Below are 24,953 nucleotides of genomic sequence, written 5' to 3' on the forward strand. Positions count from 1 at the left end.
CTGGCCCTCTCCCCTCAAGGGAGAGGGGATGGATTGCTCAATTACTTCTGTGCCGCCCCGGAGATAAGGGCTTCACATTCCCTGAATCCTGTGGCGGCGGTGTCTCGGTCTTGTCGTGCAGGAACATGCCGATTTTCCGGTCGATGCCCTCCAGGGCATCGGCAATGCGCGAGAGCGTATTGCTCAGTTCACCGCTGCCGCTGAGTGATGGCGACTCGGAAGCCGGCGGCTCAAAGTCCGCAGAGCTGGTGCTGGTCGGTATAGGGGGCTTCTTCCCGGGATCAGGCGCATCGCCCATCAGGTCCTTGCGGATTTCCTTCAGGTCACGGCGGTCGAGCACCTGCCGTTCTTCCGAAAAGGCGCACATCATCAGACCGTCGCAGAGCTTGTTGATAACCCGGGGAATACCGCTGCTCATGGTGAAAATGTCATGCACCATGGCCTCGTCAAACAGGGGCGCGCCCTTGTGCCCGGCTACCAGCAGGCGATAGTCGATGTACTCGCCGGTTTCCTTCTCCGAAAGACCCTCCAGGTGGAAGAACAGCTTCACCCGCTGGGATAGCTGCTGGATCTTGCGGATGTGATCCTTCAGTTCGGGCTGGCCGAGCAGAATAACCCGCATGGCCGGGCCGCCCAGACCTTCCAGGCCGGCCAGCATGCGGATGTCCTCCAGGTTTTCCTTGGTGAGGTTCTGGGCCTCGTCCACCGCCAGCACCACCGGGGTTCCCCGGTCCGCCATCATCTGCAGGTAATCCATAATGGCGAACAGCATGGTGACCTTGCTGTCCATTTCCGTCTTGATGCCCGCCTGATGAATCAGTAACCGGAAGAAATCGTCAGACTTCAGGTTGGTGTAGGACACGTGCAGCAACTTCAGGTTACCGTCCAGGCTACGGATGGTCTTCTTGAGCAGGGTGGTCTTGCCGGAGCCGATTTCGCCACTGATGACGACAAACCCCTCTGGGCTCCAGATAGCGGAATTCATGTACACGAACGCCCTGGAGTGTTGCTGGCTCATGTAGACAAAATCGTCTTCCGGGGTCATCCGGAAGGGGTGGCGACGTAATCCAAAGTGCTCGAGATACATGGTGCTCGTCCCTGGTGATCGGTCAAGACGAAAGTGGTCAGGCCAGACGAATCATTTCGTTCTGGTGGAGCTTGATGCGGTCTGGCTTATATTCCTCATAGCTCTGGCTTACCGTGCCAAAGCGGAAGTCTTCCAGCAAGCGCTCGAGACGACCGTAACATTTATCCAGGTTTGTGTAGTGGCGAAAGCGCGAAAACCAGCTGGCGTTGTTGTACCTGGGCTGGTCCGGGTCGATCTCCCAGGGGTGCAGGTAAAACATCTGGGGCTGGGTGTCTCCCACACTGGCCAGCCGGAACAGATGGCGGAACAGCGGGTAGGGGAATTGCCGGAAATAGCCGCCCCCGGCCGCAGGAACTGTCATCCGGAAGAATCTGGCCGTGGTCAGCGGGAATTCCCTCAGGGCCGTGCCGTTACTGGTCTGTATGGTATAGGGGGTCTTCGGTGAATCCGGAATACCGTAGCGGTCGTGATGGATGGGGAATATGCTGGAATCCCAGGTGAAGCCAAGTTCCGCCAGTATGTCCAGGGCCCACAGTGACTCCCGGGTGATCGAGTAACTGGCGGCACGGTAGCCGGTCACCGGTTGCTGGATAATGTCTTCGAGAAGCGCCTTGGATTTACGGGTTTCCTCAGTAAACACCGCCGGGGTCTGGTTATAGACCAACTGGTGACTGTAGCCGTGGGAGGCAATCTCATGGCCATGGTCGGCCAGCTTGCGAATCAGTTGGGGGTATCGCTCGGCGACCCAGCCCAGCACGAAAAACGTGCATTTGACCTGTTTCCGGTCGAACAGCTCCAGCAGGCGTTCGGTATTGCGTTCGACACGGGATGGCAGGCTGCCCCAGTCTTCCGGGGATATAACCTGAGACAGGGCGGCAACGTGGAAATAGTCTTCTACATCCACGCTTAATGCGTGCAGGGTCTTGCCCCTGGTGTCGCCTGTTGCGACGGCTGACTGAACTGGTTCCGTCATGGGAGGCTCCGTTCTCCGTATCCCTGAATGCTTGTGTTGTGGAGTGTGTCCACATCCCCGATCCGTTCAAATACTAGCCTTAACGCCCCGTCTTGTCATGGCCGATGCGCCCAACTCGCCGAACATTGTCGCACGACAGTGTGAATAGTTGTAAAATCATGTTACAAATCGATACGCATCACCTTGAGATTGTCACATCTCCGGCGCAGAATGAAGTCAAGGAAATAAAGCTCTCAAGCGTCGTCTGACAGATTCGGTTTGCTACGGGCCCGACCTGGTTGTAGTTGCGATGCACTTTCGCGATTCGCCTTTATGGTGGCCCATCGAGTTTTATAGAGGCGACAAGGATGTTCGGTGTGTCTTATATACGCATCAGAAAACACTATCTGCATCTTCCCTATCTGGTGCTCGGTGCACTGGAATTTGCAGTACTTTTCGGCACCTTCTACCTGTTGGGCTTCGTTCTCGACCAACTGGGAGCGGGCGCCGGCAGGGCACAGACCAACGCAGGAGCGGCCCTGCTCTTTGCCCTGGTCATGAGCTGCGGCACCCTGGCCATGGGTGTGTACTTTGCGATGGTGCGTGAAGGCTTTGCCTCCATGTTCTTCCGCACGCTGGTGGCATTCTGCTTTCTTGGCGGCCTGGCCCTGACCATCCTCTACATGGTTCTGCCCAACGTCAGCCCCGGCAGCGACAAGCTGTTCTGGGCGGTCTTGCTCGCCATTTTCCTGGTGACACTGATCCGGCAGCTGTTCCTGAAGGTGGTGGATTCCGACCAGCTGGCCCGTCGGGTGGTGATCTACGGTGGTGGCGAATTCGCCGAATCGCTGATGTCGGACTATCAGACCAATCTCAAGGCCTCCGGCATCCGCATCATGGGCTGTATTCCCGATTCCGCGACGCCGAAAGTCGACAGCCGGCACCACCTGCCAGCGCCGACTGACTTCTACCGCTTTTGCCAGCAGAACCGCATCTCGGAGATCGTGATTGCCCAGCAGGAGCGCCGCTCCAGCGAGGGCGGTCAGTTGCCCGTGGATGCGTTCATGGAATGCAAGCTTCGCGGTATTGACGTAACCGATGCGGTCACCTTTTATGAAAGAGAGCTGAAAAAGGCCCGCCTGGAGCTGGTGCATCCCTCGTGGATACTGTTTTCCGACGGCTTCAAGGCGTCCCGGTCGCGGGATTTTACCAAGCGGGTGATGGACCTGCTGATCAGTCTCTCTCTGGCGGTGCTGTTGGCTCCGGTCATGTTACTGACCGCCCTGGCCGTGGTTCTCGAGAGTGGCTTTCCTGCGCTTTACAGCCAGGAGCGGGTTGGAGCCCGGGGCAAGGTGTTCCGGATCTACAAGTTCCGGAGCATGCGCCAGGACGCCGAGAAAGACGGCAAGGCCCGGTGGGCGACCGCCAATGACGCTCGGGTCACCAGAGTGGGCGCGTTCATCCGCAATACCCGCCTGGATGAGCTGCCCCAGCTGTGGAACGTGATCAAGGGGGAGATGAGCTTTGTGGGTCCCCGACCGGAAAGGCCAGAGTTCGTCGAGCAACTGAAGGAACAGGTGCCTTTCTACAACACCCGGCACTACGTAAAACCGGGGCTTATGGGGTGGGCCCAGCTGAATTATCCCTATGGTGCGTCGATTGAAGACGCCCGGGGCAAACTGGAATACGATCTGTATTACTCGAAAAACCACAGCATCGTGATGGATTTCCTGATAATGATCCAGACCGTTGAAGTGGTTCTACTGGGCAAAGGGGTGCGATAAGAGATATGGATACCACACGGATCAAAACGTTACAGATTGCCATTCTGGTCATGCTGGTCAGTTTTCTGACCGCCTGTGCCGGCATCCCGGAAGGGGGCAACAACCCACCGATGACCACAGCCGAGCCGGAACCCTACCGCATTGGTGTCGGTGACACCATCTCGGTGCATGTCTGGCGCAATCCGGAACTGTCGCAAACCGGTGTGGTGCGACCGGATGGCATGATTTCCATGCCATTGATGGGCGATGTCGAGGCTGAGGGTATGAAGCCGGAAGACCTGGCGGATGAGATCAACGAAGGTCTCAGCGAGGTGATCCGCAGCCCGGAAGTGACGGTGATGGTCAACAGCCCGGTGAGCGCGGAGTACCGCAACCGGGTGCGCATTACAGGCCAGGTCGGGTCGCCGCTTTCGGTACCCTACCGTCAGGGTATGACCATTCTGGATCTGGTACTGGAAGCCGGCGGCCTGTCCCAGTTTGCGGCAGGAGATCGAGCGGTTTTGCACCGTAACACCGGTGAGGAGTACGAAACCTTTGACCTGAACCTCGATGCTATTTTGGAAAATGGTGATATGCGGACCAACTACACTGTCCAGCCCGGTGATGTGGTGAGTGTGCCCCGCAAGACCCTGCTGCGTGGAGAGCTCTGATGGATTGGCGGTACATTCTCGATATGATCAACGCGGTAAAGCTGGAGCTTTTCCGCTATCGGGTGGTGGCCGCCATCATCTTCATGGGTGTGACGGCGGGCGTACTGGGTCTGGGGTATGTGACGCCCAAGACCTACACCTCCGATGCGTTGCTATACGCGGATTCTTCAAACATCCTGCAGCCGCTGCTGCGAGGCAGTGCGGAAATTACACCCATAGACCGGATCAATGAAGCCCGGGAGATGCTGCAGAGTCGGTCTTACCTCGAACAGGTAGCGTTTGACGCGGGTCTGCTCAACGGTGGTGAGGACGATGCCCGCAAAAACGGTGTGATTGGCAGTCTCCGCAATGCCCTGAACATGCAGGTTTCCAACCGCAACTTTATGGAGCTCAGTTACAGCAGCGAAAGCCCGGACCGGTCGTTCCGGGTGCTCAGTGCCGCCCTGAACCGCTTTATCGAGCGCACGTCCAGCAAGAAACGTGCGGAGAGTGCCGGTGCCTACGACTTCATCGATGCCCAGGTAAACACCTACAAGCGGCAGCTGGAGGAAGCGGAAGAACGACTGAAGGAATTCCGGGCCAATAATCAGGACGGCACCCAGGGCAGTGTCCAGTCCCGTATCGAACGCCTGCGCAGTGACATAGAGAACCTGAAGCTCCAGATCCAACAGAGTGAACAGGAGGTGGAGCTGACCACCGCCCAGCTGCAGGAAGAGCGGCCCTATCGGTCAGTGAGCACCGGCGGCGGCATGTCGGAAGTGGATCGGCAGATTGCGCAGCTCGAACAGAGGTTGTCGGATCTGAGGTTGCAGTATCACGACACCCACCCGGACATTGTATCCGTGCTTGGGCAACTGGAAGAACTGCGGGCCCGCAAGGCAAGAGGCGATGTGGGGCAGCGCAGCGCCGGTTCCTCGGAGGTTATCGAGAACCCCGTATACGAGCAGTTGCGTCTGAAGCTCACGGAATCGCAGACCGACCTCCAGGTGCAGCGCAGGCGGCTGCAGTCTCTGGAGCGCCTGCTTTCAGAGGCCTTTGAGCGGGCCGAGCGGGTTGCGGGAAATCAGGCCGAGCTGTCCGAGCTGACCCGCGACTATGATGTGACCAAAGGTGTGTATGAAGACATGCTGCAGCGTCGCGAGAAAGCACGGCTATCGATGACCCTTGATGCCCAGGGCGAGGGTGTCAGTTATCGTATCCAGGAGCCGGCTTCCTACCCCACCAAATGGGATGGCCTGCAGCTCTATGAGGTGGGCGTGGCCGGTCCGTTCCTCGGCGGATCGATGGTACTGGGGTTGCTGGTAGCGCTGGTGATGTTCGACAACCGGGTTCGTTCCAGCAGGACATTGCTGACTCAGCTCCCGCAGGATATTCCCGTGCTGGCCTCGGTCCCCCACTATTCCAGCTCCTGGAAAGAGCGCCTGCTTCGCAAGGACACGTTGTTTGTCGCCGGTTTGCTGGTTGTTTTCATGGTGGTCTATATGGCGATACTGGTTTTCAGCGTTCTGGGAATAACACCGGAGCAGATTATTGATACAGTTATCGGGTCCGGTACTGGACAGGGCAGTTAGATTTTATGGATAACAACAAGCTCTATAATGCGCTGCTGAAGACTCAGGAGCGTCACCGGGCGGAAAGGGCAGCTCATGCCGATTCGTCCGAGGCAGGCAGTGGTTCTGACACAGATGTTCAGGAAGATGTTGCCAATGACGCCAACCCGGATCTGAACTATCGGCGGCGGGAAAGCTTTGGCGAACCCACCCGTGCGGAGCGGCCTTTCCCGGAGTCGGAATCTGGCACCAACTGGACCCTGGTAGAGGAGCGTAAGGCGCAATATTCCCCGTCAGTCTATGACTCGTCGGTATCCCTGGACCTGATCAACAATCCCCGCCCCTGGTCGCTGGACGACCTGCGGGAGCGCAAGATCATCTACCCCGGTATGGCCAACAAGGCCATTCTGGACGCCTTCCGGGAAGTCCGGATCAAACTGCGTGACCGGGCCGGGGCCGTCAATTTCTCGGTGATGGTGTCGTCCCTGGGCCGGAAGGACAATTCAGTACTGACGGCTTTCAATCTGGCTGCCACCTTTGCCATGGATGCACAGAGTTCGGCCCTGCTGGTGGACTGCAACCCCTGGGACAGCGACCTTGATCACCTGGTTTCCTCCCCAGTGAACCTGGGTGTCACCGACTTCGTGGCAGACAATTCCCTGAAGGTAAAAGACATTATCTATCCCAGTGGGTTGGACCGTCTAAGCGTCGTGCCCGCGGGTACCCGGTCCGCTTCCGCAGTGGAGCTGTTCTCCGCTGTCAGGATGCGGGATCTCATGGGGGAACTGAAAAGCCGTTATCCGGACCGCTTCCTGATCATCAATGCTCCGCCCCTCAAGGCCAGTACCGAGGCAAACATCCTCATCCGGTACGCCAACCAGCTCGTGCTTAGTGTGCCCTTTGGTGAGGTGACGCCGGACGATATTGTCAGTTCTGTCGAAACACTCGGGTCGGAGAAGTTCTCCGGTCTCATATTCCAGCAATGAGGTGGGCCATGGAAGACGCTTTTGCCACCAGACGGTGTGGAAGTTGTGTTGTCATTCCGCTGGTGTTGTTGATGGCGCCGACGTCGGTACTCCATGCCGCCGAGAGCAGCTACACGGCCACAACCACCCTGTTTTCCGACCTGACCCATTCGGAATATGAATCGGACAGTGATACCCGCGCGGGTGCCGGAATCCGGGGGGATATTGGCGCCGACCTGACCTCTGGCGCTCATAGCCTGGTCGGTCGCTACGGGGCCACCCTCGAAACCGAGCGAAGCAGCAGGGGCAGGGGCGATGATGATAATTTCTCGCTTCGCGGCTCCTCCCGCTATCACTATTTTCAGCCCGGTAGTCGTTTTGACTTCAATGCAGGGCATTCGGTGCGCTCCGTGCGCAATGACACCGGTTTCCGGCTGGACGATTCCAGTTATGACACCCAGAATTCCGCCAGTGCTGGCGCTGGCATCAACTTCTATCCAGGCGATGTCACCACCTTTCGCGTGGCTGGCCAGGGCAGCAGAACCTGGCAGGAAGGCGACACGCCTGACAGCGAGTCTGTCAGTGTGAATGCCAACCTCAGCCGCCAGGTGTCGGAACAGACCTCGGTCTTCCTGACGGGCAGCCGGACCTGGGAAGAGGAGGAAGGCGCCGACGAAATTATTCTCGATTCCGCGTCCGTGGGCCTGCGGTCAATGTTGCACAACGGTAGTTTCAGCGCTTCAGTGGGTGTGTCCAGTGCCGAGAATGATAATTTCGAGAATGAGGCCGTTATTGGCTCTCTGGCACGCACCTGGGATACTTCCCTCACCAATACCCGGCTCAAATATGATCGCACCCAGAGCAGCAATTTGCTGGACCTGGCGTTCGCCCCCATTCCCGAGCTCGGTATAGAAGACGAGTTCTCCGTACGCTATCAGGGGGTAACCGTTCGCGATCAACTGTCCCTGAGCCATCGAACCCGGCGAATCTGCGACCTGTGCACCGTCAACCTGATCGGCCAGTTGGCGAAAGATGAAGAGGTAGCGAACGGTGATGAGACCTGGGAATACCTGGCGGGGGCGGGTGTCAGGCTGGCGGTGACAGATGTGAAATCACTGAGCTTGGATTACCGCTGGCAGGGCGATGCTCTGGAGGAGAGAAGCACCATTGACGATGAACGGCATAGTTTTGCCGTCACCTACCGCCACCAGCTGACCGAACTGGCGACCTGGGGGGCCTCCTTTGACACCGCCATGACCCGGGGGCTTTCCGATGAGGAACGTTACCGGGCCAGGCTGTTTGTGACCCTGGGTTGGGATAGCATGAATCAGGAGTGGTAGCCGCAGACGCACCACCGAAAAGAACAGGGAAGACGCTGTGTTTGAGAACCGAAAGACCATAGATGTGCCTTGGGGCATGCCGCCCCAGCTGATGGTGGTCATTGATACCGAGGAAGAGTTTGACTGGAACGCCGACCCGGACCCGAGGTCCACTGCCGTCACGGCCATGGACCACATCCATCGCGCCCAAGACATCTTCAATGAGTACGGGATCGTGCCCTGTTACGTGGTGGATTACTCCATCGCGAGCCAGGAGCGCAGCGTCGCGCCCCTGAAATCCTTCCTGAATGCCGGGCAGTGCGAGATCGGCGCCCACCTGCACCCCTGGGTGAACCCTCCGGTCGAGGAAAGTCTCTCACGTTCCAACATGTATCCGGGAAACCTGCCCGAATCCCTGGAGCGCCGCAAGCTGACCGAACTGCGGGACACCATTACCGAGGCATTCGGCGCTCGCCCCCACATCTACAAGGCCGGGCGCTACGGCTATGGCCCCAACACCACGGCCATACTGAAGGACCTGGGCTTCGATATTGACCTGTCGGTATGCCCACCCCTGGATGCCCGGGGGGATGGGGGCCCGGACTACCGATACTACGATGCCTGGCCATTCTGGTACGGGCCTGCCGAAGGCAGAGTGCTGGAACTGCCGGTAACCGGCGGCTTCGTCGGTGTGGCGGGGAAGCTGTCGCCGCCGTTGTTCGACCTTGCCATGGCATTCCGCAAGCTCAAGGCGCCGGGCATTCTGTCACGGCTTGGCATTGTTGACCGGTTGATGTTGTCGCCGGAGGGATTCCCGCCGGAAGAGCACATCAAGCTGACCCGTGACCTGTACCGTCGTGGTGTGCGCACCTTTACCTGGAGTTTTCACAGCCCCAGCGTGGTGCCGGGCCATACCAGTTATGTGCAGGACGAGCAGCAGCTGGAAGCTTTCCTCGACTCGTTCCGGCAATACTTTGATTTCTTTTTTAATGAATTGGGTGGTGAGGCGTCGTCTCCCACCCGGTTAAAAACGCTGATGGAGAAGTGTGCATGAAAGTGCTTGGTATTTCGCCACTGGACAAGGACTCAACGGTCTCGATTGTAGAAGATGGCCAGATCCTGTTCGCGGCTGGCGAGGAGCGTTTCTCCCGGGTGAAGCAGCAGGATGGATTCCCCCGGCTTGCTCTGGAAAAGGCCCTGGAGTACACCGGCAGCAAAATGAGCGATTTTGATCTGGTGTGTTACCCGTTCCTGACCTGGGAGAACGAGGCCAAGCTGTTCACGCAGAACCTGGAAGACGAGCGTGAGTTTATCCGCCGCTTCGAGCCCGCTGACCTGAACCGCCAGATCAAGGAAGCCCAGACCCGAGTGCCGGATCGGAACGAGCCGATTCATGGCCTGGAGCACCCGAATGCCATCATGGAAAAAGGCTTCCTGCACAGCTCCTACTATTCCATGGCCGGTGCCCAGCGGCTTGCCTCCAACAATGCGGCGTTGAAGGGCTCCCGTCATTGGGGGGAGGATGCGAGAGAGTCCTTCCGCAAGTGGGAAAAAGAGCTGGTTAGCGGCCTGCAACAGATGGGCTGGGATAAGCCCGTCAAGCGTATGGACCACCACCTGTCCCACGCTGCCAACAGCTACCTGTGCAGCGGCTTCGATCGGGCACTGTGCATCACACTGGATGGTTATGGTTCGGGCCTGGCCGGTTCCGCCAGCGAAGCCCGGGATGGCAAGATCCACCGGCTGCATGGCATCAGTTATCCCAACTCCCTGGGCACACTGTATGAACACGTAACCTCCAGTCTCGGCTTCAAGCCCAGCCGACACGAGGGCAAGATTGTCGGCCTGGCGTCCTACGGCGACCCGTCCATCCTGGGGGATATCCTGCTGGGCCGGATCGAGCAGGAACCAGGCGACTACCAGATCTATGAAGCCAATAACGTATATTTCTCCCGTTACCTGGCCTCCAAGTTCCCGAAAATCGATGTGGCGGCAGCCTATCAGCATGCCCTGGAAGTGGTGGCCACCAACTATGTCCGGCACTGGGTCGAAAAAACCGGCATCGACACCGTTGTCCTGTCCGGTGGAGTGACCGCCAACGTCAAGCTGAATCAGCGCATTTTCGAGATCGACGGGGTCAACAACATCTTTGTCTACCCCAACATGGGCGACGGTGGCTGCGGCACTGGCGCGGCGCTTTACCACAGCTGGCCAGGCGGCGTTAAGGATTCCCTCACCAGCACCTACCTGGGCCCTGACTACAGCGAGCGGGACATCGAGGCGGCGCTGCAGGCGGAGGGCCTGGAGTACACGCGCCCCAACAACCTGGCGGCGGAAGTGGCTGCCCTGATCCATGGCGGCGACGTGGTGGCCCGGTTTGACGGGCGGATGGAATATGGTCCCCGGGCCCTGGGTAACCGGTCGATTCTCTATCATGCCAGCGAGCCGGAAGTGAACCAGTGGCTGAACAAGCGTCTGGGTCGCACCGAATTCATGCCATTTGCCCCGGTCACCCTCTACGAGGCCCGGGAGAAGTGCTACCAGGGTATCCGTGGTGCCGAACACAGCGCCGAATTCATGACCATTACCTTCAACTGCACGGATTTCATGCGGGAGAACTGCCCGGCGGCGGTGCATGTGGACGGTACGGCGCGGCCCCAGCTGATTCGTCGTGAAGTGAACCCCGGCTACTACGATATTCTCAAGGAGTACGAAAAAATCAGCGGTGTCCCCAGCCTGATCAACACCAGTTTCAACATGCACGAAGAGCCCATCGTGAATTCACCGTCAGACGCGGTCAGGGCCTTTGTCCAGGGGGCGCTGGATTATCTGGCCATTGGCCCCTTCCTGGTCAAACAGCCGAATCCGGCGCACTGATCTATTTTTTGCGGCGGGCGGAGCAGGACGCTGATGACAGCAGGTAAGCTGGAGGTAAGCCAACAGGCCATCACTAACCCGGAACAGCTCCGTAGGGAGTGGGAGGACCTGGAGAGCCGGTCCGCGCCCACGGTCTTCCTGTCGTGGCAGTGGCTGGGGCACTGGCTTGAAGTGTATCAGCCAAATGCCACCGTGCTGCGGGTGACCGAAGGTGGCCGTTTGATCGGGCTGGGCATGGTGGTGGCATCGGACGAGCGACGCCACGGGGTACTGCGATCCCGTTGCCTGCGTCTGCATCAGACCGGGCGCAAGGTGCTGGACCAGATCTGGATTGAATACAACGGCTTTCTGGCGGAGCATGGCCGTGATCGGGAAGTCTCAGCAGCCTGCCTGGATTTTCTTGAGCGCCAGCGCGATTCCTGGGACGAGTTCGTGGTGGGGGCTATTGATGCGGACGAGGCAGACTTCTACGCCCGCACCACCGGCCTGCACAAACATGTCCGTTGGCAGGCCCCCTGTTATGGCGTCGACCTGGACCAGTTGCGACGCAACGGCAGGCATTACCTGGATACCCTGTCCCGCAACAGCCGGTATCAGATCAACCGGGCGCATCGCCTGTATGAGGAGCGGGGACCGGTGGCGCTGGTTCGGCCAGACAACGTTGAGGAAGCGCTGGCGATGTTCGACAGCATCGGCCCCCGTCACTTGGAGCGCTGGGGCGGCGGCCCGGACCAGAGTGGTTTCGCCAACCCGGACTTTGTCCGCTTCCATCGCTCGCTGATTCGCAGTCAGTGGGCCGAGGGTGGCGTGGACCTGGTGTCGGTGCGGGCCGGGGATGACGTGATTGCGTCTTTCTACAACCTGCTTCACAAACAGGTGGTGTACTTCTATCTGGGTGGCATGATGTCGGAAACGGACAACAAACTGAAGCCGGGGTTGCTCGGGCACAGCCTGTGCATTGAAGACTATCGTCAGCATGGATTTCACTACTACGACTTCATGGGTGGTGACGAGCGTTACAAGGCGAACCTTGGCCAGTGCCACCGGCAACTGGTGCAGATAGCCCTGCAACGGCCCCGGTTCAAACTGAAGTTGGAAAGTGCCCTGCGAGAAGCGAAACACCACTGGCTGGGTGAGCCGGGGGCCGGTTATGGGCGTTAAGGAGCGGTTTATGTCGGTTATGGACGACGTAGAAGTAGTCGCGACTGGGCACAGAGAGGCCCGAGCAGCGGGATGGGATGATTACGTCAGCCGCCACCCGGACGGCACCGGCTACCATCAGCTGGCCTGGACCGAGAGCATTGCCTCTGCCTACGGGCACCGGGTCTGGTGTCTGCTGGCGATGTCGCCCGGCGGCAACCTGTCCGGGGTGATGCCGGTTTGCGAATTCCGGGTGCCCCTGATGGGAGCCCACTGGATATCCTTGCCCTATTGTGATCTTGGCGGCCCTCTCGCCAGCAGCGAAAAGGCTGCATCCGCCCTGCGGGCACGGGCGCTGGAACTGGTGCAGCGGCACAGCGGCAAAGGGTTGCACCTGCGTTTACCGGGACGAGCGGTTGACCCGTTGACCGAATCGACCCTGGCCAAAGTGAGCATGCTGTGCAAGTTGCCCGAGAGCAGTGACGCCCTGTTCAGCCGTTACAAGCCCAAACTCCGGAGCCAGATCCGCAAGGCCGAAAAAAACGGGCTGAGCGCTGAAGTGACGTCCGGGCCGGAAGCCATCGGCTGTTTCTACCGCGTGTTTGCCGACAACATGCATCGTCTGGGGTCACCGGTGCACAGTTTGCGGTGGTTTCAGGAGTTGCAGGCAGCGTTCGGTGACCGGCTCAAGGTCGGGCTGGTCTGGTTCGACGACAAGGTCATCGGTGCCGGCATTATCCTGATCAACGGCGCCAGGGCCAGTATTCCCTGGGCCTCTACCCTGGCGGACTATAATCGCCTGGCGCCTAACATGCTTCTGTACTGGACACTGCTTGCCCATGTAACGGACGCGGGCTGCCGGGTATTCGATTTTGGCCGTTCCACCCCCGGGGAGGGAACCTATCGCTTCAAGAAGCAGTGGGGTGCCGAGCCCCACGAACTGAACTGGCTGGACTTCGGCCCTGGTGGTGAACCGGTTATCGAGGCTGCGTCGTCCACGCAGGGCAGCCGGGTGCGTACCATGGTGGAGTCGGCCTGGCAGCGGCTACCGCTATCCGTGGCCAACCTGCTGGGTCCAGTGGTAAGGAAGTACATCAGTTTATGATGACCTTGCTGATACTGGTTACGCTGTTTTGCCTGCTGGTTCCCGCCTACGTCTATGCGGGCTACCCCTGTGCACTGTGGCTGCTCACCCTGGGGCGAACCGGCGCGACCCACCGTATGTGGGACACCCGGCCGAGCGTGGCGTTGATCATCTCCTGCTATAACGAGGCGTCAGTCATTCGGGACAAGCTGGAGAATGCCCTTGCGCTGGACTACCCCAAAGACAAGCTGACCATCGTGGTGGTATCCGACGGATCCGATGATGGCACCGATGACATTGTCCGGGAGTATGCCCTGGCTGGCGTCCAACTGATCCGGCAGGAGGGCCGGCTTGGCAAGACCATGGGCCTGAACCTGGCGATGGAGAAGTTGGACTCCGAGGTCACCGTCTTCAGTGATGCCAATGCCCTCTATGCGCCAGACGCCATTGGCAAGCTGGTGCGTAACTTTGCCGATGAAAAGGTGGGGTACGTGGTGGGGGCTGCCCTTTATACGGATAAGGACAGCGGCGCCAGTGCCCAAAACGAGAATCTGTATTGGCGGTACGAGCTGGCCATCAAGGCCATGGAGTCGCGGCTGCACTCCGTGGTGGGGGGTGATGGCGCCATCTATGCGATCCGCTCGCACCTCTGGCAGCCACTGGACCAGAAAGACATCAACGACTTCGTCAATCCCCTGCAGATTATTGCCCGGGGTTATCGGGGTATCTTCGAGCCGGAGGCCCGGTGCTACGAGGAAACCGCTGGCGATTTCGGCCGGGAAATTGCCCGCAAGGAGCGAATCGTTAACCGCAGCATCCGCGGCCTGATGCGGGTCAAGGCCACCATGAACCCGTTCAGGGTAGGCATCTTTGCCTGGCAGGTTGTTTCCCACAAGTTGCTGCGGTGGTTGATTCCGCTGTTCCTGGCCTTGGCGGCCATCGGCAGTGCCTTGTTGGCAACCCAGGGATTCGGCTTTTTCCAGCTTATTACCGTCGGTGCGGTTTTATTGCTGTTACTGGCTGGTAGAGGTCATCTGGCAAGGGACAAAAATTCTCTGTCAATCTGGGTTTCCGTGCCCTATTACTTTGTGATGGTGAATCTGTACTCCCTGAAGGGAATCCTGCGGGCATTGCGGGGCGAAACGCAGGTGACCTGGAGCAGTGCTCGTTCAAAGGAAGGGCTTTAGGTTATGTCATCTGGCGAGATTGGTAGCATGCATTCACCCGTTTTTCTGATCGGAACACAGCGTTCTGGTACGACGCTGCTTTGCCGCATGCTGACTGCGCACCCGGACGTTTTTATTAAGAACGAGCTTCCAGTTCGCTCGGTTTTTACCGAAGGCGCTAGTCGTGAAGATATCGAGCGCAACATTGGCCATTTTGTAAAAAAACAATATGGCGAAGATATTCCCGCCTTGCTGCAGAAGGAAGGAAAGAAGATCTGGGGACTGAAGGATCCGGAACTGACCCGTTATCTGGAACCACTGAAGCAGTTTTTGCCAGAGGCGCGATTCATTGTCATAACCCGGGATCCAAGGGCGGTGGTCAACTCCTATATGGAGAATAAATGGGGGCTCGGAACCAATGCCTATACGGGGGCTCAGCGGTGGCGTGAGGAGGTTGAGGAGCAACTCGCCTTCGAAGCTGAGCTTCCCGATAAAGTGCTTCGCCTACGGTATGAAGATCTGGTCTTTGATCAACAGGAAAGCCTTGAAAAAGTGTGTGATTTCCTGGGCATTGCCTTCGAACAGAGCATGATGGATTATGCGGATCAAAAAGCCTTCGTGATTAAAAGCCGGGAAAACAGGCATACTTTTCGGGCTCCCGACCCGGCTCTGACCAAAAAATGGCGCAGCAAGCTAAGCGATCACCAGGTCCGGGTCATCGATTCGATCGCACGGCGGGCCATGGAAAATACAGGTTACCAGGCCGAGGCAGAACCCTACTCGGTGCCGGCCTGGATGGCTGCCTGGTATCGCCTGCACCAGGCTGTTGTTGGTGAACTCCAGATCCAGTATCGCTGGCGAGTCCAGCACTGGCGTCGGATTTTGCGGGCACGTCTCAAACCGACAACACATTCTTCAGGCTAAGGCGAATCACGCAGCGATGTCCAAGTTTGCGCTACTGTTCATTATGGTTTTCTTTGGCTGTGTGATAGCAACGCTCGCGTACAGTGGCACGGCGGCGTTTATCCTGTACCAGCTCGTTTACTTTCTGAACCCAGACACCCGCTGGTGGTCTGCTGAAATACCCGGCATCCCGTATTCATTCATCGCGGCGGTTCTGATGTTGATGGCACTGGGTATAAAGTACGGCGACTACTCGAAAATCAGCCCCTGGAAAGCGCAGCCGGTATTCAAGTGGCTCATCGGTCTTTTGGTTATGTATTACCTGGCCAAGATCTGGGCTTTAAACGGTGCCGTCCATGATCGCTTCACCTTTGACTTTACCAAGCTGATGATCATTGTTTTCGTGGCTTACAAGCTTGTGAATTCCGAACGCGCACTTGATGCATCTATTTGGGCTTACTTGATAGGGGCTACCTACATCGGGTATGTGGCAACCATAACCGGTAGAAATTCGAGGGATCGTGTTGAAGGCATTGGTCTTGTGGATTCGCCGGATGCCAATGGCGTGGCATCAGCTCTGGTGCCCGCGGGCGCTCTGCTGATGTATTACGCCTGGATGGGCAACTGGAAAGTCAAGTTTCTCTGTGTAGGCTGTGGTGCGCTGATTGCGAATGGTCTGGTGTTAATCAACAGCCGGGGTGCGTTTCTGGGTGTTGTGGTCGGCGCCGGAATTTATCTTCTGCATATGATTTTTTCGCGCCACCGAAAAAAGGGCCAGAGGGCAATGGCAATAATGATCGCAGTAGCCGGTATCAGCGGCGGACTCTATGTAACAGACGATGTGTTCTGGGACCGTATGCAGACCCTTGAGAACCTGGAGTCGAAGGAAAGCGGTGCCGGTCGGGTAACCTTCTGGTTAACGACCTTTGACATGCTGAAGGACTACCCCATGGGCATGGGGGTGCAGGGATACAATCAATTGGCTTCATTCTACATGGATGATGAAACCCGCGGCGGTGTGGAGAACCGCAGTGTCCATTCGCTCTGGTTTCAGGGGCTGGGTGAGGTTGGCCCGGTCGGTTTCGGACTGTTTGTGATGGCGTTACTGGCACTCCGTCGAATGTCGCGCAAAGCAAAGGGCTTGGCGCTTGACCGGGGGGAAAGTACAACTTATTTCAAACTGCTTGCCCTGGAATGTGCTTTGATAAGTTATTTAGTGGCAGGGTCCTTTATCAACCAGTTCCGGGCGGAAATACTGTACTGGATGATACTGCTGGTCGCGGTTGGCACCAACGTGTACTACCTTCAGCGCGTTGAAAAGGCAAAGCTCGTGCCTGCTGTAAAAAGGCCGAAAATAAAAAGCCTCGGGGGGGCAGAAGCATGAGGCCGTTGCGAGTGTTGCAGTTTATAACCCCGGCGGGCTTCTACGGTGCAGAACGGTGGGTTATTGCCCTGGCCAATAACCTGCCGGGCGAGCACATGATCTGTGATCTGGCCGTAACCCGGGAAAGCGCAAGCCAGGACCTTTCCGTAGCCGAGCATTACCCGGAGCATGCTGGGCAAGTGCATTACATTCCGATGACAGGACGGTTCGATGTTCGCGCAGTCCTGCGGCTTATTGAAATTATACGTAATCGACGAATCGATGTTATTCATACCCATGGGTACAAATCGGATATTCTGGGCCTTCTCGCCGCTCGCAGGGCCGGCATTAAATGCGTCAGTACCCCCCATGGTTTTTCCGGCAAGGTAGGCTTCAAGCTGGGAGCCTTCATAAAGCTGGGAACGTTCATGTTGCGATACTTTGATGCAGTAGTCCCTCTTTCCGAAGAACTTATGGCGGATATGAAGCGGTTCGGAGTGCCCGAGAGCAGGACCCACTTTATCCGAAACGGCGTGGACCTGAAGGAAATTGACAAGGCATTGCAGGATTCGCAAGCCTCTCAGGAAGATCCTGTTGCCTCCCGGGTCAAGACAATAGGCTTCATTGGCCAGATGATTCCCAGAAAGGGCCTGGGCGACCTGCTGCAAAGCTTTGACCGGCTTCATCAGAACCACCCACAATACCGTCTTCAACTACTGGGGGACGGACGCCAGCGTGCTGCGCTAGAGGAACAGGCCGCCAATCTTGATAGTGGTAATGCTATCGAATTCCTGGGTTTTCGCACTGACCGGCTGGCGCTTTTGTCCCGGTTTGATTTGTTCGTTATGACCTCGTCCCTGGAAGGAATTCCGCGTTGCATGATGGAAGCCATGGCCGTAGGCATTCCGGTGGTCGCCTATGACATTCCGGGCGTGGATCAGCTGATCGAACATGAAAAAACCGGATTGTTGGCCCCTCCTGGCGACAGGGAAGCACTGGCCCGGTGCTGTGAGCGAGTGCTGGAAGATGGTGCTCTCGCCCAATCCCTCACTACTGCTGCCCATGCTCGCATTGATAACGACTATTCAGCCGCACGTATGGCAAGAGAATACGAAGTTCTGTTTCAGAAATTGCTGGACAACAGTGCGGCCACAGTGGTTAGCGACAGAGGGGGTGGTTAGCCGTGTGTGGTCTTGCTGGTTTTTTGAGAACATCCACAACGCCTAACCGTGACGCGCATCGGCAATGGCTTGAACACATGGGCCAGGCCATTGTGCATCGCGGCCCCGATGCCGGGGGTACTTACCAGAACGACGAGATAGGTCTGGTACACCGCCGCTTAAGCATCCTGGACCTGAGCGAAGCGGGTAATCAGCCGATGGCATCCCCCTCTGGCAGATACCTGATCGTTTACAATGGCGAGATCTATAATTACCGTTCGATCAGGGCTGAACTCGAAGCGGAAGGCTACCGCTTCACCACCGGCACCGACACCGAAGTACTTCTGGCCCTGTACGAACACAAGGGCCAGCGCTGCCTGGATGACCTTAACGGCATGTTTGCGTTTGCCATCTGGGATACCCGCTCGAAAGAGCTGTTTCTGGCGCGGGATCGGCTGGGCAAAAAACCCCTGTATTATTATCAGGCGGATGGCCAGTTTGCGTTTGCCTCCGAGATCAAAGCACTCAGTGCACTGCCTTTCCTGAAGAAGGACATCCGTCCGGACGCCATCAAGGACTTCTTCGCTTACCAGTATATACCTGACCCCAAAACCATTTATCGCAGCGTCCACAAGCTGTCGCCCGGCCACTGGCTGAAAACCGACGGCATCCGAACTGAAATCGGCCAGTATTGGGACCTGTCCTTTGCAGATCCGAGTACCGCAAGCCCGGACGAACTGGAAGCAGGACTTTATGATCTGATCGACGACGCCGTTCGCCTGCGAATGATAAGCGATGTGCCTCTTGGCGCATTTCTCAGCGGCGGAGTGGACTCAAGCGCAGTGGTTGGGCTGATGGCTGGCCATAGCAGCCAACCCGTTACCACCTGCGCCATAGGATTCGATTCCAAACGTTTTGATGAAGTTGCCTGGGCGAAAAAAGTGGCGGGGCTATTTGACACCAATCACCATGAATTTACGGTACGTGAAAACGTACCGGGCAGTCTGACGGATATCGCCCGGTACTTTGATGAACCTTTTGCAGATCCCTCGTTTGTGCCTACCTTCTTTGTCTCACAACTGGCGCGGCAGAAAGTTACTGTGGCCCTTGCGGGCGATGGTGGCGACGAAAATTTTGCCGGTTACAGTAAATATCACACTGATAGCATCGAAAACCGACTGCGCAATCTGTTTCCAGCGGCGTTGCGCCGCAGATTTTTTCCGCCGCTGGCGCAACTGGCGGGTGGTATCAACAGTCCGTTATCGCGCAGGGCGAACTCGCTGCTGAACACTCTGGCCATGGAGCCGGATCAGGGGTTTTTCACGAGCAACTGTTTCTTCCGCCCGAGCCTCTGGAACGATCTTGTGCATGGTGAGCTGAAGCGGGAAACCGACGACTACGATCCGGCAGATATCACCCGCCAGCACTACCGCAACGCGGATACCGATGACCACCTGGCAAAAATTCTTTACACGGATATCAAGACTTACCTGCCGGGCGACATTCTGGTCAAGGTCGACCGGATGAGCATGGCAAACTCTCTGGAAACCAGGGCGCCATTGCTGGATTATCGGGTCGTGGAGTACGCGGCAAATATTCCATCCGCAATGAAACTGAACGGCAGGGAAAAGAAATACATTCTTAAAAAAGCCTTTGAAAAAATGCTGCCCGAGGAGGTTCTATATCGCAAAAAAATGGGCTTCTCAGTACCTCTGGCTCAGTGGTTGCGGCATGAATTGTTTGAGCTGGCAGACGGAGTCTTCGCGACGGACGAGGGTGGCCTGGCCCAGTGCTTTGATATGAATAAAGTGCGGAGGCTCTGGAAGAATCATCAGCACGGCCGGGATGAAAATACTCAAGAGCTTTGGAGCATGGTGGCCTTCGAACTTTGGTGGAGAGCCTATCACTCATGAAAGAAGGAGCGGGTAGAGTGGCTGGTATAATCAGAAAAGGTCGATTGCAGGACGTTCGGCCGCTGTATATGTGGCTAGGCGTATTCTGCCTGATCATCGGTATTATTCTCCTGAGCATTAACCTGTATGGACTAACCCAGCACATCCGAAAACCCGGCCTGGGAGTATCGGATCATGAACAATTGCGGTTTATACCGGACGAAGTCTGGAGCTACCAGGAAAGCATGACAGCTATCGACCAACTCGGAAGGATCGACGACAGGAATCAGCTAGCGGAAACAGCAAACAACGTGGTGAACCAAAGCCTTGTTCACGTGGACTGGAAAAGGGTGGACCCACAGGAGTACCGGCAGCTTGTTCCCATCTGGGAAAACTATTTCCTGTGGGCCATAGGTCAGTTCTCGGGGCTGCCCCAGTTCGAACGCTACCATTACGCCGATTACCGCCGTAATATCCGCCGGGGTATAGGCATTTGCGGGGATGCTTCCACAATCCTGTCTTCGGTTATGGACCGTTACGACGTTCCGAACCGGATTATATCCTTTCGGGGCCACGTCATTGTAGAGTATCAGGATGAAAGTGGAGACCATTATCTGATGGATCCGGACTTTGGTGTTTCCCTGGATACCTCGCTGAAAGGCTTACTCCGGGATCCCGAGAGCTTCAAGCACAGGTACTTGAGCGCCGGGTATAGCGAGGGGGAAATTGATTATTTATTTGAGGCCTACGCGAAAGGCTATTCGATTTTTGAAGATACCTACCACTTTATGACATTAAGATATTGGTTTGAGGAGGTCAGCTACCTCGCCAAGTGGCTGATGCCAATATTGATGATTGTCCTTTCCGGTATTTACCTGCTATGGCCCCGCCGTCCTATCGATAACGGCAGGATCCGTAGCAATGAGTAACGTCCATCAGCGACAACGTATACTGCATGTCACGTTTAACATGGGCTTTGGAGGCACCGAGCAAGTTATACGGCAGTTAGTGACGAACCTTCCACGAGACAGTTATGAAAATCAGATTCTCTGCATTGATGGCCAGGTTGGCGCAATCGGCGAACAGGTTTCGGCTGAAGGCGTAGAGGTCTTCGCTCTGAACCGTCGGGCCGGCCTTGATCTTGAGTTGATCCGGTCTATTCGGAGTGAGGTGAACCAGAGGAAGGTTGATATCATTCACTGTCATCAATACACCCCTTGGGTGTATGGCTGGTTCGCGAGATGGGGAACTGGTGCCAAACTGGTCTTCACCGAACATGGGCGCTTTCACCCAGACCACTACCGCTATAAAGCCGCTTTGATAAACCCCCTCATGGCTTTGACGACGGATTCTGTCGTGGCGATCTCTAAGGCTACCCGCGAAGCCCTGTCTCGCTATGAATTCATTCCTCGCCGAAAAATCGGAGTGATTTACAATGGCATTCGTGGCCTGGACCGTGATGAAGCTGCGGCAAGCGCCACAAGACAGGCGTTAAGGATACCGGACGCTGCGTTCATTATGGGGACAGTCGCAAGGCTGGACCCGGTCAAGAACCAGGGAATGATGCTTGAGGCCTTTTCAAACGTACTGCAACAAAATCCCAACGTCTGGTTACTCATTGTAGGCGACGGTCCGGAACGAGAGCGATTGGAAAGCCAAGCTGACGACTTGAATATAAGCCACCGGGTGATATTTACAGGCTTTCAGAAAAAGCCGGAAAATTACCTTAACGTGATGGATCTTTTCCTGCTGTCATCCCATACCGAAGGTACTTCCATGACGCTTCTGGAGGCGATGAGCATGGGCGTTCCCATTGTTGCTACAGCAGTAGGAGGAACTCCGGAACTAGTAAGGGATAGGCAAAATGGACGTCTTTCGAATGCCGGCGATCGAAAAGCTTTTGGAGCTGTTCTGAGTGAAATAGCGGGTGAGTCACGGCAATCGTTAAAGTTGATGGCCGACAATGGACAACGAAATTTCGAAAAATGTTTTTCAATTAGGAAAATGGTCAGTGAATATGGAAAAGTCTATTCAAGACTGAAAGGAAATGAAGATGGTCGAAAGAAATCTTTTGGTTAAAAATTACCTTGTGATGCCGAATGATTATCAATACTACATAGATTTTATGTCTGCATCAGTATTTAGAATAAGTATTTTTATTGGCCAAAAATCCTACGTTCTTTATGCTATTTTAAGACAAAGCGTTCTTTCATTGTTGGATTCGTGTACAAAACCCTACTTGTGTTTCGTTTTTGGTTTATATGTAGGTCAATGGGTAGGTGTTAGTGGTTTTAGAAGAAAGCAATTATTGACTTCAGCGAAATCATTAGAGGAGTTATCAGGCGCGATTGATTTCCGCTTGCCAACGAGTTTGCTCGGAATATTCGGATTTAGCCAAAATGCAGTTCGATAGGAAAAAGATAAAGGTAGCCCTTTTCTATTCATCCATGACGAAATACGGAACTCAGTTTCTCAGCCTTGTTTCGACTATGATTATTGCGCGTATCCTGACGCCGGCAGAGATCGGGACTTTTGCTATTGCTAGCGCTCTGGTTATGGTGATGAGTGAGTTTAGATTGTTGGGCGCTGGCAATTATCTTGTCCGCGAAAAAGAGCTGACAGAGGATAAGATCCGCGCAGCAACTGGACTAACAATGCTGGTGTCCTGGACGCTCGGTGCCCTGATATGGTTATTGGCACCATCATTTTCCGGATTTTATAATCTGGAACAACTGACAGTGATTTTCAGAATATTATCAATCAGCTTCTTTTTTGCTCCTTTTATAAGTATTCCATCGGCCCTCTTAAGTCGAAAAATGAACTTCAAGGCGCTCTTTTACTTAAAATTTGGGACGACACTCACCCGAATAGTGGTAACTGTAGTACTCGTTGTTCTCGGCTTCAGCTATTACGGACTGGCTTGGGGAGCCACTCTTGCCGTCTTTGTAGAGTTCCTTTTTGTTCTTGGTTTTGGCGCCGCCTATGTCAGATTTTTTCCTGGTGTTCGGGGGCTGGGTAAAATCGCGGCTTTTGGCATTTATAATTCAGCTTCGAACCTGTTGCGAAGAGGAGTCGTAACGGTTCCGGATATGATTATCGGTAAAATGGGTACTCCCCTTGACGTTGGTCTCTTCTCGAGAGGGCTTGGCTTCATCCAGTTCGTGAGTCAAACGTTAATTATGGGGGTCAAGCCGGTAGCCTTGCCCTACCTTGCCAACCTGAAGAATTCCGGCGGCGAGGTGGCCGGCGCATATGTGAAGGCTTCAGTGTTAATAGGTGCCATCATGTGGCCTGTCCTTGCAGTTGCGTCAGTGGTGAGCTTACCGGTTATCCGACTTTTTTTTGGAGATCAATGGGACCAGTCAGCGCCCTATGCTTCGATTCTGGCTGGGTGGGCGATGCTAAGAGTCGTCAATGCCTTTTCCAGCGATCTGTTCATAACAAACGGACGTGAAAAAGTACTTCTGTTCCGAGAGAGCTGTGTATTTGTTTTTCATGCTTTTGGCATTTTTATAGCTTTCCCGTTAGGATTGTTGTCAGTGGCCTACGCTTTTTTGCTAGCCGGGTTCGCTGATCTCGTTTTGACTCTTTTTCTTTTGTCTCGTTTTACTGAGATCGGGGTAGGTCGAATGCTTTGGGCGTGGCGAGGAAATTTTATAATCACTTTGATCTGTGGGGTCCAGGCGTTCCTTATCTATCAAGAAAGAATATTTGGGACTGGTCCAACTGAATCATTTATAATTGTGTGTGTTAGCCTCCCGATTTCCTGGCTAGCGCTATTGTTTATTTTGAAGCACCCTTTAAGTCTGGAACTGGGAAGTGTGGCACGATCGTTGATTAGAAAATTTACAATCAAGGCGAATACTAAATGAATCTTTCGATTCTTGCATTGGCGCCAAACCCATGGGAAGGCGTATGGATGAACCGCCAGCAAATACTCTCGAGGATGGCTCGCAGATGCTCCGTGGTGTATAGCAATGGTCTTCATTATTTAGGTGATAATGACGGCGGCACGAGATCATTGAGAGGCAGTTTCGAATATAGAGATAAGGTATGTCTGGAATATAGTCCGAAAATACTATTCCGTAACAGAAAAGTCCCCTGGCTTGACAGAATGATGTTGGGTTTTTTCAAAAAACGCCTAATGGCTCAAATGAATTCCCTCTCCGATCCGAAGACCAAGAAGATTTGCTATATATTTCATCCAAAGTATTTGGACTATGTGGATTTTGAGTACTTTGATTTGGTGGTTTATCACTTATACGATGATTTTGATATTTTGGGCCACGGCCAATGGAAAGAAAAAAGTCGTGAAGCGGTAATGCGTGCTGACCTTGTTATTGCCTCTTCCGATGTTGTTGCTAGTAAGTTGAGAAGAATAAAGAGTAACGGTATCTATCATATACCTAATGGTGTCGACTATGAGTTTTTTGCACAAGAAGACCTGAAGGCCTTGGATAATAGGCCACGGCCATTTGGCGCCCCCTGTATTGGTTATGTGGGCTCTGTTAATGAAAAGCTTGATTTCGAACTCGTTGATGACCTGTCAGACCATTTATCGAGTACTAAATTTCTAATCGCTGGTAGAGTCGTTAACCTCAGCGTTTCAGACCAGGTGCTATGGGACAGGATAAAGGCTAAAAATAATGTCGAATATCTCGGTCAGCTCGAGCTTAAGGATGTGCCGGGAGTCATTGCAGATCTTGACATGGTCGGGCTATTCTATCGCACTACCGATGAAAAATTTGGATTTGCTTGCGATCCTCTCAAATTATATGAGGCGTTAGCAGTGGGGAGGCAAATAATTAGCTCGGATATTCAAGCTGTTAAGCGTTTCGAGGATGTAGTGACTATTTGCCAATCGATTGAGGATTGGGAAAAGGCAATTGTTACGTATGGTCCAGATGGGGTGGAAGGTGCACAGCTGAGGAGAGAGGTTGCGAAGAGGAATACTTGGGACCAGCGGGTAAAAGAAATTCTAAGAATTTTTGAAAAGCAATTGTCCGACAATTAAGCTAAGGAGATTAGTCATCAGAATGATTGATTCCTTATGTGACGGCG

Annotated in this window: 21 protein-coding genes; 19 read left to right on the top strand and 2 right to left on the bottom strand. The window is 55.2% G+C overall.

All coding sequences use genetic code 11. The features are described from left to right. Positions 1-37 precede the first annotated feature (37 nt). Together IE079_RS14575 and IE079_RS14580 are read right to left on the bottom strand one after the other, a co-directional pair. Positions 38-1,087: an ExeA family protein gene (locus IE079_RS14575; RefSeq protein ID WP_189577524.1), complete on the bottom strand. Its 1,050-nt coding sequence runs from the start codon at positions 1,085-1,087 to the stop codon at positions 38-40. Between the two features lie 37 nt (positions 1,088-1,124). Next, entirely contained in the window at positions 1,125-2,060 is a 936-nt protein-coding gene (locus tag IE079_RS14580; RefSeq protein ID WP_189577525.1) for an XrtA system polysaccharide deacetylase, read from the bottom strand. Positions 2,061-2,407: 347 nt separating this feature from the next. On the opposite strand from IE079_RS14580, the gene IE079_RS14585 reads away from it, so the two are divergent. Genes IE079_RS14585 through IE079_RS14675 form a run of 19 tightly spaced genes read left to right on the top strand, consistent with a single transcriptional unit; the run spans position 2,408 to position 24,906 of the window. After that, positions 2,408-3,823 (top strand): TIGR03013 family XrtA/PEP-CTERM system glycosyltransferase, encoded by a 1,416-nt coding sequence (locus IE079_RS14585; RefSeq protein ID WP_189577526.1) that lies wholly within the window; start codon positions 2,408-2,410, stop codon positions 3,821-3,823. Between the two features lie 5 nt (positions 3,824-3,828). After that, complete coding sequence (locus IE079_RS14590) at positions 3,829-4,473, top strand: XrtA/PEP-CTERM system exopolysaccharide export protein (RefSeq protein ID WP_227712527.1); 645 nt, start codon at positions 3,829-3,831, stop codon at positions 4,471-4,473. Then, positions 4,473-6,044, top strand: coding sequence for an XrtA system polysaccharide chain length determinant (locus IE079_RS14595; RefSeq protein WP_189577527.1), 1,572 nt, complete (start codon positions 4,473-4,475; stop codon positions 6,042-6,044). The genes IE079_RS14590 and IE079_RS14595 overlap by 1 nt, the downstream gene beginning before the upstream one ends. Before the next feature lie 5 nt (positions 6,045-6,049). Continuing rightward, a complete protein-coding gene (locus IE079_RS14600; protein ID WP_189577528.1) occupies positions 6,050-7,009 on the top strand; it encodes a P-loop NTPase family protein in 960 nt (319 codons plus the stop codon). A gap of 8 nt (positions 7,010-7,017) precedes the next feature. Further along, positions 7,018-8,328 carry a hypothetical protein gene (locus tag IE079_RS14605; protein ID WP_189577529.1) on the top strand — a complete coding sequence of 437 codons (1,311 nt, stop codon included), beginning with the start codon at positions 7,018-7,020 and terminating at the stop codon, positions 8,326-8,328. Between the two features lie 37 nt (positions 8,329-8,365). Next, on the top strand, positions 8,366-9,361 hold the full coding sequence (locus tag IE079_RS14610; protein WP_189577530.1) for a polysaccharide deacetylase family protein: 996 nt from the start codon (positions 8,366-8,368) through the stop codon (positions 9,359-9,361). After that, on the top strand, positions 9,358-11,184 hold the full coding sequence (locus IE079_RS14615) for a carbamoyltransferase family protein (protein WP_189577531.1): 1,827 nt from the start codon (positions 9,358-9,360) through the stop codon (positions 11,182-11,184). The genes IE079_RS14610 and IE079_RS14615 overlap by 4 nt, the downstream gene beginning before the upstream one ends. Before the next feature lie 33 nt (positions 11,185-11,217). Then, positions 11,218-12,345 carry a GNAT family N-acetyltransferase gene (locus IE079_RS14620; RefSeq protein WP_189577532.1) on the top strand — a complete coding sequence of 376 codons (1,128 nt, stop codon included), beginning with the start codon at positions 11,218-11,220 and terminating at the stop codon, positions 12,343-12,345. A gap of 10 nt (positions 12,346-12,355) precedes the next feature. Continuing rightward, complete coding sequence (locus IE079_RS14625) at positions 12,356-13,429, top strand: FemAB family XrtA/PEP-CTERM system-associated protein (protein WP_227712528.1); 1,074 nt, start codon at positions 12,356-12,358, stop codon at positions 13,427-13,429. Continuing rightward, positions 13,426-14,595, top strand: coding sequence for a glycosyltransferase family 2 protein (locus tag IE079_RS14630; RefSeq protein ID WP_227712529.1), 1,170 nt, complete (start codon positions 13,426-13,428; stop codon positions 14,593-14,595). Before IE079_RS14625 ends, IE079_RS14630 begins: the two co-directional genes overlap by 4 nt. Before the next feature lie 3 nt (positions 14,596-14,598). Further along, the gene (locus tag IE079_RS14635; RefSeq protein WP_189577533.1) at positions 14,599-15,498 is read left to right on the top strand and encodes a sulfotransferase family protein; all 900 of its coding nucleotides are present in this window, start codon (positions 14,599-14,601) and stop codon (positions 15,496-15,498) included. Positions 15,499-15,514: 16 nt separating this feature from the next. Next, positions 15,515-16,861, top strand: a complete 1,347-nt coding sequence (locus IE079_RS14640) for an O-antigen ligase family protein (RefSeq protein WP_189577534.1) — start codon at positions 15,515-15,517, stop codon at positions 16,859-16,861. Next, positions 16,858-18,021: a glycosyltransferase gene (locus IE079_RS14645; protein WP_189577535.1), complete on the top strand. Its 1,164-nt coding sequence runs from the start codon at positions 16,858-16,860 to the stop codon at positions 18,019-18,021. Before IE079_RS14640 ends, IE079_RS14645 begins: the two co-directional genes overlap by 4 nt. A 2-nt stretch (positions 18,022-18,023) precedes the next feature. After that, positions 18,024-19,913 (top strand): asparagine synthase (glutamine-hydrolyzing), encoded by a 1,890-nt coding sequence (asnB, locus tag IE079_RS14650; RefSeq protein WP_189577536.1) that lies wholly within the window; start codon positions 18,024-18,026, stop codon positions 19,911-19,913. Further along, complete coding sequence (locus IE079_RS14655) at positions 19,910-20,821, top strand: hypothetical protein (RefSeq protein ID WP_227712530.1); 912 nt, start codon at positions 19,910-19,912, stop codon at positions 20,819-20,821. Before asnB ends, IE079_RS14655 begins: the two co-directional genes overlap by 4 nt. Next, the gene (locus IE079_RS14660) at positions 20,814-21,971 is read left to right on the top strand and encodes a glycosyltransferase (RefSeq protein WP_189577538.1); all 1,158 of its coding nucleotides are present in this window, start codon (positions 20,814-20,816) and stop codon (positions 21,969-21,971) included. Before IE079_RS14655 ends, IE079_RS14660 begins: the two co-directional genes overlap by 8 nt. Next, a complete protein-coding gene (locus IE079_RS14665) occupies positions 21,946-22,305 on the top strand; it encodes a hypothetical protein (protein ID WP_189577539.1) in 360 nt (119 codons plus the stop codon). Before IE079_RS14660 ends, IE079_RS14665 begins: the two co-directional genes overlap by 26 nt. Further along, complete coding sequence (locus IE079_RS14670; RefSeq protein ID WP_189577540.1) at positions 22,292-23,764, top strand: oligosaccharide flippase family protein; 1,473 nt, start codon at positions 22,292-22,294, stop codon at positions 23,762-23,764. Before IE079_RS14665 ends, IE079_RS14670 begins: the two co-directional genes overlap by 14 nt. Further along, positions 23,761-24,906, top strand: a complete 1,146-nt coding sequence (locus tag IE079_RS14675) for a glycosyltransferase (RefSeq protein ID WP_189577541.1) — start codon at positions 23,761-23,763, stop codon at positions 24,904-24,906. The genes IE079_RS14670 and IE079_RS14675 overlap by 4 nt, the downstream gene beginning before the upstream one ends. The last annotated feature ends 47 nt before the right edge of the window (positions 24,907-24,953 follow it).

Origin of the sequence: Marinobacter zhanjiangensis (assembly GCF_014651935.1) — a bacterium.
In the GTDB taxonomy this organism is placed as follows: Bacteria; Pseudomonadota; Gammaproteobacteria; order Pseudomonadales; family Oleiphilaceae; genus Marinobacter; species Marinobacter zhanjiangensis.